Here is an 11,302-nt window from a genome sequence, read left to right as displayed (position 1 = left end):
TCCACCGTCAGGTCATCGGCGAAATGCCGGTCACCGGTCGCGTCGGGCACGTACTTCACACAGACAACGATCCTCAAGCTCACGCCGGCTCTCCTACTGCATCGTCATTTCTGGGCTGCCTTGTTGCACGCAGCATAGGCGCCTTACAGGGCCGTTACGGGTCGGGCCGACCAAGGCCCCGACCGATATTACTCACCAGTACACCCAGTCTCTCACCCCTGAGCAAGCGCTTGGCACTGTGACCTTGCCAACGGCGGAAACGTCCCTGCACCGCCCCGGCCGCTCGCCCTCAGTCTCGCAGAGCCGTGAACCGCCCCTGGTGGTAGACCAGCGGCCGTCCGGACCCCGACGGGTCGCCGGCCACGGCCTCGGCGATCACGATGCGGTGGTCGCCCGCCGGGATGCGGGCCACGACCCGGCAGACCAGCCAGGCGGGGACACCGGCGAGCAGCGGGACGCCCTCGGGGCCGCTGCTCCACTCGGTGGACGGGCCGAAGCGGTCGGCGCCGCTGCGCGCGAAGGTGGTGGCCAGCTCCTGCTGGTGCTCGCCGAGTATGTGGACGCCGACGTGCTCCGCCTCGGCCAGCACCGGCCAGCTGGAGGAGGCCGTCCCGATGCCGAAGGAGACCAGCGGGGGCTCGGCCGCGACGGAGTTGAGCGAGGTGGCGGTGAATCCGGCCGGCCGGTCCCCGGCGGCGGTGATCACCGCGACGCCCGCGGCGTGGCGGCGGAAGACGGAGCGCAGGAGGTCGGGCGACGCCGCGAGGGAGGGGGCGAGTTCGGATGAGGCCGTCATGGAGGTGTCCTTCTGCGGGAGAGGCATACGGGGCCGTGGTTGCTCAGGCACCCGGACAGCGCGCACTCGCGTGGCGTGCGAGGTCCACATGGCCCCGGCCGTGGAGAAGGAGTTGTGGCGGCATAGCGTCAGACTGACGATGCGTGGTGGGTGCAGTCAAGGGCGTTCCGCCATGTGGGAGATGCGTCACGGTCCGTCATAGGGCCCGCCCCAACGCCGCGACGACGTCGGCGGTCCGGGGCTGACCGGATGCTCGGCGGACCACCTCGCCCGCACTGTCGAGGACGAGCACGGTGGGCGTCTTCGTGATGTCGAGCTGCCGCACGAGCGTGAGATGCGCCTCGGCGTCGATCTCGATGTGCGCGACCCCGTCGACCATGGCGGCCACGTCGCCGAGCGTGCGGCGGGTGGCCCGGCACGGCTGGCAGAAGGCGCTGGAGAACTGGACGAGCGTCGCCCGCTCCCCCAGCTCCGCGCCGAGTTGGGCCGCGTCGAGCCGCTGCCCGGGTGTCCCGCCGTCCACTGTCGCCTCCTGATCAGAGCTCTTCGCAAAGAGTCAGCACCGGCCGGCCGCTGGACATTCCCGCAGCTTGGAGACGGCGCGCACGTGACGAGAATCTCGCCCCCCGGGCCCACCGGGACTGGCCACGGGCGCGCGCATGGGGCACCATCGCCACCATGCCGAAAACCTACGGCTGCGTAACTTCCGCCGGGAGAACCCTCCCCAGGCGCTGAAGAAGGGTCTTCTCCAGATGGCAGAACTCGTCTATCGACCGGTCGTCGGCGCCGCTCGCACTCTGTTCAAGGCGCTCGACCTGAAGATCGACACTCAGGGTTCGGAGCACATCCCGAAGACCGGTGGTGCGGTGCTGGTCAGCAACCACATCAGCTACCTCGACTTCATCTTCACCGGCCTGGGTGCTCTGCCGCAGAAGCGGCTCGTCCGCTTCATGGCGAAGGAATCGGTCTTCCGGCACAAGATCTCCGGCCCGCTGATGCGCGGGATGAAGCATATTCCGGTCGACCGGAACCAGGGCGAGGACGCGTACGCGCACGCGCTGCAGTCGCTGCGTTCCGGTGAGATCGTCGGCGTCTTCCCCGAGGCCACCATCTCGCAGTCGTTCACGCTGAAGAGCTTCAAGTCGGGTGCCGCGCGCCTCGCCCAGGAGGCCGGGGTCCCGCTGATCCCGATGGCGCTGTGGGGCACGCAGCGGATCTGGACCAAGGGGCGGCCGCGCAACTTCAAGCGCAGCCACATCCCGATCACCATCCGGGTGGGCGAGCCCGTGGAGGCGCCCGCCGACCAGTACGCGGGTGCGATCACCCGGCGGCTGCGGGAGCGCGTGCAGGAGCTGCTGGAGGCCGCCCAGCGGGCGTACCCGGTGCGCCCGAAGGACGCGAGTGACACATGGTGGGTACCGGCCCATCTCGGCGGTACGGCCCCCACCCCGGCGCAGGTACGCGAGCTCGGCTGACCGCATCCATCCCCTGAGCCCCCGGGTGCGTCTTCCCGGGGGCTCAGAGCTGTGCGGGGAGGTTCCGCCAGAGTTCCGCGCAGTCCCGGGCGTGCTGCAGCGCGTGGAGGATCTCCTCCGGCGGCGCGGCATGGACGGCCGGATAGTCCACCCCGCCCAGCTCCTCGCGTACCGTCCAGGCCAGCCGCTCGGCCCCGAGGGAGAACTGCGCGTCGACGCCCGGTTTGTTGCCCCGGGGGTCCACCCGGGCCCAGCGGTCGTGGCCGGGGAGCCGCAGCGCCACCAGGCCGTGCACCCCCGGGTTCGTCCCGTCGTCGCCGGTGAGCCGCTGGTAGCAGAGCCCGGCAGGGATGGCGCGGGCCCGGAGCAGCGCGGTGAGCGCGATGGACTTCGCGTAGCAGATGCCGTTGCGGGTGGCGAGGACGTCGGAGGCGCGCCAGGTGACGCGTGGATCGCCCGAGTCCGCGGAGTGCGCAACGGTGTCGCGTACGTACTCGAAGGCGGTACGGGCGTATGTGTATGCGTCGTCGGTCTCGCGCGTCAGGGCGGCCACCGCTCCCCTCACGACGGGATGCTCGTGGTCGATGACCTCGTCGGCGGCCAGATAGGCGGCGATGTCGGGATTCTGCTGGATCAGCTCCATGGCCCCGGAGCATACGAAGCGGCCGACCGGAGATCAATTGATTTCCGGTCGGCCGCATATTCATGCAATGCTCAACCGGCGTGCTACCGCGCCATTTCTTCCTTCAGTGCCTGGAGGAAGGCGTCGACGTCGTCCTCCCGGGTGTCGAACGCGCACATCCAGCGGACGTCACCGGCGGTCTCGTCCCAGAAGTAGAAGCGGAAGCGCTTCTGCAGCCGCTCGCTGACCGCGTGCGGCAGCCGGGCGAAGACGGCGTTGGCCTGGACCGGGTAGAGGATCTCCACGCCGTCGATCGCCCCGACGCCCTCGGCGAGCCGCCGGGCCATGGCGTTGGCGTGCCGGGCGTTGCGCAGCCACAGGTCCTTCGCGAGCAGCGCCTCCAGCTGGACGGAGACGAAGCGCATCTTGGAGGCGAGCTGCATGGAGAGCTTGCGCAGGTGCTTCATCGCCCGGACCGCGTCCGGGTTCAGCACGACGACGGCCTCGCCGAACAGGGCCCCGTTCTTCGTCCCGCCGAAGGACAGGACGTCGACGCCGACCGTGTTGGTGAACGTCCGCATCGGCACGTCCAGGGAGGCGGCCGCGTTGGCTATCCGGGCCCCGTCGAGGTGCACCTTCATGCCGCGCTCGTGGGCGTGGTCGCAGACGGCGCGGATCTCGTCGGGGGTGTAGACGGTGCCCAGCTCGGTGTTCTGGGTGATCGAGACGACCTGCGGCATGGCCCGGTGCTCGTCGTCCCAGCCGTACGCCTGCCGGTCGATGAGCTCGGGGGTGAGCTTGCCGTCCGGCGTGGGTACGGTGAGGAGCTTGAGGCCGCCCATCCGCTCGGGCGCGCCGCCCTCGTCCACGTTGATATGGGCGGACTCGGCGCAGATGACCGCGCCCCAGCGGTCGGTGAGCGCCTGGAGGGCGACCACGTTGGCTCCTGTGCCGTTGAAGACCGGGAAGGCCTCGGCGGTGGGGCCGAAGTGGCTGTGCATGACGCGCTGGAGGTGGCCGGTGTAGTCGTCCTCGCCGTAGGCGACCTGGTGGCCGCCGTTGGCGAGGGCGATGGCCGCGAGGACCTCGGGGTGCGCGCCCGCGTAGTTGTCGCTGGCGAAGCCGCGCACCTGCGGGTCGTGGTGACGTCGCGCGTCGGTCCTCACGTTTGCGGGGTCAGCCACAGGCGCTTTCCGTTCACTTCGGGGGCGGGCTTGTCCCAGACGCCGGCGATGGCCTCGGCCAGCTCCGTGACGTCCGTGAAGCCCGCGAACTTCGCATTCGGGCGCTCGGCGCGCATGGCGTCGTTCACCAATGCCTTGACCACCAGGATCGCAGCCGCCGCCGCGGGCCCGTCCTCGCCCCCCGCCTTACGGAAGGCGTCCCCGAGCGCGAGGGTCCAGGCCTCGGCCGCGGCCTTGGAGGCGGAGTAGGCGGCGTTGCCCGCGGTGGGCTTGCCGGCGCCGGCGGCGCTGATCAGCAGGTAGCGGCCCTTGTCGCTGCGCTGAAGGGGTTCCTGGAAGGCCAGCGAGGTGGACTGGACCGTGCGGATCAGCAGCTTCTCCAACGTGTCCCAGTCCGCGAGGCTGGTCTCCTGGAAGCTGGGGCTGCCGCGCCAGCCGCCGACGAGGTGGACCAGGCCGTCGATCCGGCCGAACTCGGCCTCGGTCCGCTTGGCCCAGTCCCGGGCGGCGTCGAGGTCGAACAGGTCGACGGTCTCCCCGGTGACGGTCGCACCGCCGTGGGCGTAGCGGGCGGCGTCCACCGCCTCGGCGAGCCCCTTGGGGTTGGCGTCGCAGCCGACGACGGTCGCACCGGCCTCCGCGAGCCGCAGCAGCGTCGCGCGGCCCGCGGGCCCCGCCGCTCCGGCGACCGCGACCACAGCACCTTCGAGCACGCCTGTCCCCTCGCCCTTGCCGATTCCGTTCATGGCCACCGCCTCCTCGGGAGATGCGTTCACGCGGCTGCCTGCTCGGCGCCCGCGGCGGTGATTCCCTGGGTGGAGGCAATCACGTGCTTCAGCTTCTTGGCGAGCGCCTCATAGAACATGCTCAGGGGAAACTCGTCCGCAAGCACGTCGTCGACGAGCTTGCGAGGGGGCTGAGTGAGGTCGAGGGCGTCGGGGCCCTTGGCCCAGGTGGACCCGGGGTGCGGGGCGAGGTACTCGGCGACCAGGTCGTAGGCGGCGAACCAGTGGACCAGCTTGGGGCGGTCGATGCCGTCGCGGTAGAGCTTCTCGATCTCCGCGCAGAGCTGGTTGGTGACCTGCGGGGCGAGCTCCCAGTCGATCTTCAGTGTGTTGTCGGTCCAGCGGACGACGTCGTGCTTGTGGAGGTAGGCGAAGAGCAGCTGTCCGCCGAGGCCGTCGTAGTTGCGGACGCGCTCGCCGGTGACCGGGAAGCGGAACATCCGGTCGAAGAGGACCGCGTACTGGACGTCGCGGCCGTGGGCGTTGCCCTCGGCCTCCAGCTTCACGGCCTCCTTGAAGGCGGTGAGGTCGCAGCGCAGCTCCTCCAGGCCGTACATCCAGAACGGCTGGCGCTGCTTGATCATGAACGGGTCGAACGGCAGGTCGCCGTGGCTGTGGGTGCGGTCGTGGACCATGTCCCACAGGACGAAGGCCTGCTCGCAGCGCTGCTGGTCGCCGATCATCTCGCGGATGTCCTCGGGCAGCTCCAGGCCGAGCAGCTCGACGGAGGCCTCGGTGACGCGACGGAAGCGGGCGGCCTCACGGTCGCAGAAGATGCCGCCCCAGGTGAAGCGCTCGGGTGCCTCGCGCACGGCGATGGTCTCCGGGAAGAGCACCGCGGAATTGGTGTCGTAACCGGCGGTGAAGTCCTCGAAGGTGATCCCGCAGAAGAGCGGGTTGTCGTAGCGGGTGGCTTCGAGGTCGGCGAGCCACTGCGGCCAGACCATCTTCAGCACGACGGCTTCGAGGTTGCGGTCCGGGTTGCCGTTCTGCGTGTACATCGCGAAGACGACCAGGTGCTGGAGGCCGTCGACGCGGTTCTGCGCGGGCTGGAAGGCGAGCAGCGAGTCCAGGAAGTCGGGTACGCGGAAGCCGTCGGCGGCCCAGCGGCGCAGGTCGGTGACGAGCGCACGGTGGTAGGCGGCGTCATGCGGCAGCAGCGGGGAGAGCTCCTCCACCGCGCCGATCACCCGCTCGACGACGCGTTCGACGGTCGCCGGGGACGGGGCGCCCTCGGCGTCGAAGTCGATGGAGCCGTCCTTGGCCTGCCAGGGGCGGATCTCCTCGACGGCGTCCCTGAGCGCGGGCCACGCCGGGTGCTCGACCACCCGCGGGGCAGTAGCTATCGCGCCGTCGGCGGCATCGTGCACAAGAATTTCCGTCATAACACTTCCTCCACGGGAGAACCTCGCGTGGAGCCACCGTAGCCGCGCAGGGTTACTTCACACAAGTGAAGCCCTGAAAATTATCCTGCCGACCCCCTATGGTCACCGCTGTTTTTCCTGTCGTATGCCGGGTAGGCGCACAGTTCCGTCAGTCCTTGCTCCGTCCGGCTCACCGGTTCCGCACGGCGGCAGACATCCGCGGCCCCGGCCGTTACCCTCACCGGTGCCGTCATGCCCGATCTCCGTCCGTATCTCCGTGCGGGCAGGAGCAGTTGGCGGACAGCCACCGACGGAAACGAGGTCGCCTTGTCCTTTCTCACCCTGGGTCATCGTGGAGTGATGGGCGTCGAGCCCGAGAACACCCTGCGCTCCTTCGTCCGCGCGGAGGAGGCGGGGATGGACGCCATCGAGCTGGACCTCCACCTCAGCAAGGACGGCGCGCTCGCCGTGATGCACGACGCCGTCGTGGACCGTACGACCGACGGCACCGGGCCGATCGCGGGCAAGACCCTGGCGGAGCTGCGCGAGCTCGACGCCGGGAAGGGTGAGCGGGTGCCGGTCTTCGAGGAGGTCCTGGACGCGGTGAAGGCCCCGCTCCAGGCCGAGATCAAGGACGTGGCGGCGGCCCGGGCGCTGGCGGAGGTGATCCTGGCCCGCGATCTGGTGGGACGGGTGGAGGTCTCCTCGTTCCATGACGAGGCCGTGACCGAGATCGCCCGGCTCGTGCCGGGGGTACGGACAGTCCTCATCGCCAGCCGCTGGAGGGGGGACATCGTGGACCGGGCGAAGGCGGCGGGCGCGGCGACGCTGGCGCTGAACATCCGCCGGCTCACGCTGGAGGTCGTGGAGCAGGCTCACGCGGAGAGCGTCAAGGTGATCGGCTGGGTGGTGAACACCCAGGACCACCTGCGCCTCGCCCGGGCGCTGAACCTGGACGGTGCGACCACGGACTTCCCGGAGATCCGCCGCACGGGCCGCTTCACCGCGTGAAACCTCCGTGGTGCGCGCCTAGAGGACTGATGAAGATCTTGTTGAGGGGCTGCCCGGCCGGAGGCTGGGCAGCCCCTCCGGCTACGCGGTGGCCGTGGTGAGGTGCCAGGTGTCGTTGGTTCGGGTGAGTCCGAGGTTGATCAGTCGGCGGAGGTTGAGGGCGGCGACTCGGGTGTGGAGCCAGGCGTTACTGGCGATGCTTCCTCGGCTCCGGGCCGCAGGGTGACTGCGGTGCATCATCCGGTCTCCGGCCCGATGGGGCGGCCGACCGTCTGGTCTCGGCGGCAGTTGATCGACGGTATGCGGTTTCGGGTCCGGACCGGTGTTCCGTGGCGGGACGTGCCCGTCGGGTACGGGCCGTGGGGCCGGATCTACGACTTGTTCCGTCGCTGGCAGCGGGACGGGACCTGGCACCCGGAGGACGGGAGAGACCACACCGCAGGCCGTCATCGGTCCCCCCCCCCCCCTTCGTCCGCGGCAGGTCCCGTCAGGTGAGGGTCCAGCGCTGGTTGCTGCTGTTCGAGCAGGAGTAGAGCTGGATCTGGGTGCCGTTGGCGGTGCCGGTCCCGACGGCGTCGAGGCAGAGGCCGGACTGGACCCCGACGATGGATCCGTTGGAGTTGACGCGCCACTTCTGGTTGTCGCCGCCCCAGCAGCTGTAGATCTGGACCTTGCTGCCGTTGCTCGTGCCGGCGGCGTCCAGGCATTTGTCGCCGTAGACCCGGAACTCACCCGAGGCGGTGGCCACCCACTTCTGGTTGGTGCCGCTGCCGCAGTCCCACAGCTGCAGCTGGGTGCCGTCGTTGGTGCCGGCGTTGGGCACATCCAGACAGCGGCTCGAACCGACGCCCTTGATCTGTCCGGAACCCGCCGGGGGCTCAGTTGTGCCGCCGGCATTGAGTGCGTTGAGGACGGCGGAGTAGGCGGCCTTCTTGCTGCCGTCGTTGTTGAACAGCAACGGTGTGTGCTCCGCTCGCCAGGAGTCGCTGTCGCGCACACCCCAGACGGTGACACCGAGGCAGCGCTCGACGGCCAGGCAGTCGTTGGTCACGTTGGCGTAGGTCGTGGGCGAGGCGCCCTGGATGTCCAGCTCGGTGACGGCCACGTCGACGCCGAGGGCGGCGAAGTTCTGCAGCGTGGTGCGGAAGTTGCTGTTGTAGGGGCTGCCGCTGTTGAAGTGCGCCTGGAAGCCGACGCAGTCAATCGGCACGCCGCGCTGCTTGAAGTCCCGGACCATGGAGTACATGGCCTGGGTCTTGGCCCAGGTCCAGTTCTCGACGTTGTAGTCGTTGTAGCAGAGCTTGGCGGACGGGTCGGCGGCGCGCGCGGTGCGGAAGGCGAGCTCGATCCAGTCGTTGCCGCTGCGCTGCAGGTTGGAGTCGCGTCGGGCTCCCGAACTTCCGTCGGCGAAGGCCTCGTTCACGACGTCCCACTGGACGATCTTGCCCTTGTAGTGGGCCATCACGCCGTTGATGTGGCCGATCATCGCCTGGCGCAGATCGTTGCCGCTGAGGCTCTGCATCCAGCCGGGCTGCTGGGAGTGCCAGGCGAGGGTGTGGCCACGCACCTCCTTGCCGTTCTGCACGGCCCAGTTGTAGACGCGGTCGGCGGAGCTGAAGTTGAACTGCCCTCGTTGCGGTTCGGTGGCGTCGATTTTCATCTCGTTCTCGGCCGTCACCATGTTGAACTCACGGTTCGCGATCGACGTGTACGTCGAGTCGCCCAGCCTGCCCGAGGCGATGGCCGTGCCGAAGTAGCGGCCGCTCTGCGCCGCCGCGGCGCCCAGCGTGCTCTCGGCGGCGTGTGCTTCCGGTGGCGCGACCAGCGCGGCGGACGCACCGAGGACGCCGACGACCAGCGCCAGCAGCAGGCTGCGAGTTTTCCGGCGGACAGCGGGCCTGGGAAGGGCGTAGGAGCCCATGACTGTGCCTCCAAGGGGGAAATCACGAATGGACTGATGCGGTGCGCGGATCTGTCGTGCAGCACGGAAGGCCGAGGCCGACGTTCGGTATCTCGGACCACGGGCAGTTCCTCAGACAGGGATGATTGAGGCATCGGTGATGGGCCGTCAATACTTCCTGCAGAGGAAGTTTCGATTGCCTATCCGAAACTTTCCGGACGCGGGCGAGACGGACCGCAGCCCCTGCGCCGGCGACGGCAATCGTCGTAGAGCCGAGGTCGGGGCGAGTGCACGGACACTGCTTGCTCGGCCTTCCTGCTCCACACATGCGACTTGGCCGGCGAACTGGGTTCGCGCGCACTCAGCCGAGGCCCGGTCGGCGCGATCGTGCGTCAGGCCCGAAGGAGGGTGCTGTTATGGACAAAGCAGTGGCAAGCCTTGACCGGAGAACCTCGCATCCCTAGCTTGTGGCGTCAAAGCTTTCGGGAATTCTCGAAAGTTTCGAAACCGTCCTGGGACCCCCGGCACTTCCGCTCCGCTGTTCACCAGAGTCACCTCAACCCAGCTCCTAGGAGGCGCAGCTCATGCTGTATCGCCACTCGGCCCCGGCCTGGCCAAGACGCCTGCTCGCGCTCCTTGCACCCTTGTTGCTCGTGGCCACCTTCCTCGGCGCCCAGCCCGCCGAAGCGGCGACCGTGGACCCCAACGCCTCGTACGTGCTGGTCAATCGCAACAGCGGCAAGGCCCTGGACCTCTACAACATGGCGACCGCCGACGGCGCCCGCATCACTCAGTGGACCAGGAACGATCAGAGCCAGCAGCAGTGGCAGTTCGTCGATTCCGGGGGCGGCTACTACCGCATCAAGTCCCGCCACTCGGGCAAGGTGCTGGACGTCTACAACTGGTCCACCGCGAACGGCGGATCGATCGTCCAGTGGACTGACCTGAACGCCGCCAACCAGCAATGGCGGCTGGCCGACAGCCCGGATGGCTACGTACGGTTCATCTCGCGCCACAGCGGCAAGGCCCTCGAGGTGCAAGGTGCCTCGACCGCCGACAACGCGAACACCGTCCAGTACGACGACTGGGGCGGCACCAACCAGCAGTGGCAGCTCGTCAAGGTCGGCGGCGGCAGCACCGGCCCATGCGATCTACCGGGGACATACCGCTGGGCATCATCGGGCCCGTTGGCACAGCCCAGGCCGGGATGGGTGTCGTTGAAGGACTTCACCGTCGTCCCCTACCAGGGCAAACAGCTCGTCTACGCGACGACGCACGACACGGGCACGAGGTGGGGTTCGATGAACTTCAACCTGTTCTCCGGTTGGTCGGAGATGGCCTCGGCCGGCCAGAACGCGATGTCGGCTTCCACCGTCGCGCCTACGCTCTTCTACTTCGCGCCGAAGAACATCTGGGTGCTCGCCTACCAGTGGGGCGGGTCCGCCTTCTCCTACCGGACGTCGAGCGATCCCACCAACCCGAACGGCTGGTCATCCCCGCAGGTGCTCTTCTCCGGAAGCATCCCCGACTCCGGAACAGGACCCATCGACCAGACGCTCATCGGTGACGGGACGAACATGTACCTGTTCTTCGCCGGCGACAACGGCAAGATCTACCGGGCCAGTATGCCGATCGGGAACTTCCCGGGCAGCTTCGGTACGACCTCGACAGTGATCATGAGCGATACGACGAACAACCTGTTCGAAGCCCCGCAGGTCTACAAGCTGCAGGGCCAGAACCGCTACCTCATGATCGTCGAGGCGATCGGCTCGCAGGGCCGCTACTTCCGCTCGTTCACGGCAACCAGTCTGAACGGCGCGTGGACGCCCCAGGCCGCGACCGAGAGCAATCCCTTCGCCGGCAAGGCCAACAGCGGCGCCACCTGGACCAACGACATCAGTCACGGCGAACTGGTCCGCTCGAGCCCCGACCAGACCATGACCGTCGATCCCTGCAATCTGCAGTTGCTCTACCAGGGGCGCAGCCCCGACTCCGGCGGCGACTACGGCCTCCTGCCCTACCGTCCTGGTCTGCTGACACTGCAGCGCTGACGATGTGACACGTGTCCGGCCCCGGTACGGGGCCCTCGTGGCGGGCTCGGCGCCGAGCACCTGGGCGGTGGCCTTGGTGCCCATGAGCAGCTTGACCAGGTACTTCATCTGCGC

12 protein-coding genes and 1 pseudogene are annotated in these 11,302 nt (G+C 68.7%); 4 read left to right on the top strand and 9 right to left on the bottom strand.

From position 1 onward, the window contains the following. The 3 genes and pseudogenes from ABZ154_RS33920 to ABZ154_RS33910 form a co-directional block, all read right to left on the bottom strand. A pseudogene (locus ABZ154_RS33920) lies at window positions 1-83 on the bottom strand (electron transfer flavoprotein subunit beta); the annotation flags it as partial. A 206-nt stretch (window positions 84-289) separates the two neighbouring features. Further along, complete coding sequence (locus ABZ154_RS33915; protein ID WP_356838220.1) at window positions 290-796, bottom strand: flavin reductase family protein; 507 nt, start codon at window positions 794-796, stop codon at window positions 290-292. A gap of 196 nt (window positions 797-992) precedes the next feature. Beyond that, window positions 993-1,319 (bottom strand): thioredoxin family protein, encoded by a 327-nt coding sequence (locus ABZ154_RS33910; protein ID WP_356838218.1) that lies wholly within the window; start codon window positions 1,317-1,319, stop codon window positions 993-995. Window positions 1,320-1,548: 229 nt separating this feature from the next. On the opposite strand from ABZ154_RS33910, the gene ABZ154_RS33905 reads away from it, so the two are divergent. After that, window positions 1,549-2,271 carry a lysophospholipid acyltransferase family protein gene (locus ABZ154_RS33905; RefSeq protein WP_128850745.1) on the top strand — a complete coding sequence of 241 codons (723 nt, stop codon included), beginning with the start codon at window positions 1,549-1,551 and terminating at the stop codon, window positions 2,269-2,271. Window positions 2,272-2,314: 43 nt separating this feature from the next. On the opposite strand, the gene ABZ154_RS33900 is transcribed toward ABZ154_RS33905, so the two are convergent. From ABZ154_RS33900 to ABZ154_RS33885, 4 genes are all read right to left on the bottom strand, one after another. Continuing rightward, window positions 2,315-2,914 carry a transglutaminase family protein gene (locus tag ABZ154_RS33900; protein ID WP_356838216.1) on the bottom strand — a complete coding sequence of 200 codons (600 nt, stop codon included), beginning with the start codon at window positions 2,912-2,914 and terminating at the stop codon, window positions 2,315-2,317. Window positions 2,915-2,997: 83 nt separating this feature from the next. Then, complete coding sequence (locus ABZ154_RS33895) at window positions 2,998-4,059, bottom strand: low specificity L-threonine aldolase (protein WP_356838225.1); 1,062 nt, start codon at window positions 4,057-4,059, stop codon at window positions 2,998-3,000. After that, window positions 4,056-4,823 (bottom strand): SDR family oxidoreductase, encoded by a 768-nt coding sequence (locus tag ABZ154_RS33890; protein WP_356838223.1) that lies wholly within the window; start codon window positions 4,821-4,823, stop codon window positions 4,056-4,058. Before ABZ154_RS33890 ends, ABZ154_RS33895 begins: the two co-directional genes overlap by 4 nt. A 26-nt stretch (window positions 4,824-4,849) precedes the next feature. Next, entirely contained in the window at window positions 4,850-6,247 is a 1,398-nt protein-coding gene (locus tag ABZ154_RS33885; RefSeq protein WP_356838214.1) for a DUF6421 family protein, read from the bottom strand. Between the two features lie 306 nt (window positions 6,248-6,553). Between ABZ154_RS33885 and ABZ154_RS33880 the strand changes: the two genes are divergently transcribed. Then, the gene (locus ABZ154_RS33880; protein ID WP_356838213.1) at window positions 6,554-7,237 is read left to right on the top strand and encodes a glycerophosphodiester phosphodiesterase family protein; all 684 of its coding nucleotides are present in this window, start codon (window positions 6,554-6,556) and stop codon (window positions 7,235-7,237) included. A gap of 81 nt (window positions 7,238-7,318) precedes the next feature. Here ABZ154_RS33880 and ABZ154_RS33875 read toward each other — a convergent pair whose 3' ends face one another. Beyond that, window positions 7,319-7,477 (bottom strand): hypothetical protein, encoded by a 159-nt coding sequence (locus ABZ154_RS33875; protein WP_356838211.1) that lies wholly within the window; start codon window positions 7,475-7,477, stop codon window positions 7,319-7,321. A 15-nt stretch (window positions 7,478-7,492) separates the two neighbouring features. Between ABZ154_RS33875 and ABZ154_RS33870 the strand changes: the two genes are divergently transcribed. Continuing rightward, window positions 7,493-7,732, top strand: coding sequence for a transposase (locus ABZ154_RS33870; protein WP_356838222.1), 240 nt, complete (start codon window positions 7,493-7,495; stop codon window positions 7,730-7,732). On the opposite strand, the gene ABZ154_RS33865 is transcribed toward ABZ154_RS33870, so the two are convergent. Beyond that, a complete protein-coding gene (locus tag ABZ154_RS33865) occupies window positions 7,725-9,158 on the bottom strand; it encodes an endo-1,4-beta-xylanase (RefSeq protein ID WP_356838210.1) in 1,434 nt (477 codons plus the stop codon). The genes ABZ154_RS33870 and ABZ154_RS33865 overlap by 8 nt on opposite strands. Before the next feature lie 563 nt (window positions 9,159-9,721). Between ABZ154_RS33865 and ABZ154_RS33860 the strand changes: the two genes are divergently transcribed. Continuing rightward, on the top strand, window positions 9,722-11,188 hold the full coding sequence (locus tag ABZ154_RS33860; protein ID WP_356838208.1) for a non-reducing end alpha-L-arabinofuranosidase family hydrolase: 1,467 nt from the start codon (window positions 9,722-9,724) through the stop codon (window positions 11,186-11,188). Window positions 11,189-11,302 lie beyond the last annotated feature (114 nt).

The organism is Streptomyces sp. NPDC006261, assembly GCF_040613515.1.
GTDB lineage: Bacteria > Actinomycetota > Actinomycetes > Streptomycetales > Streptomycetaceae > Streptomyces.
Note: the sequence above shows the minus strand (reverse complement) of the source record. Positions and strands in the feature narration are given on the sequence as shown.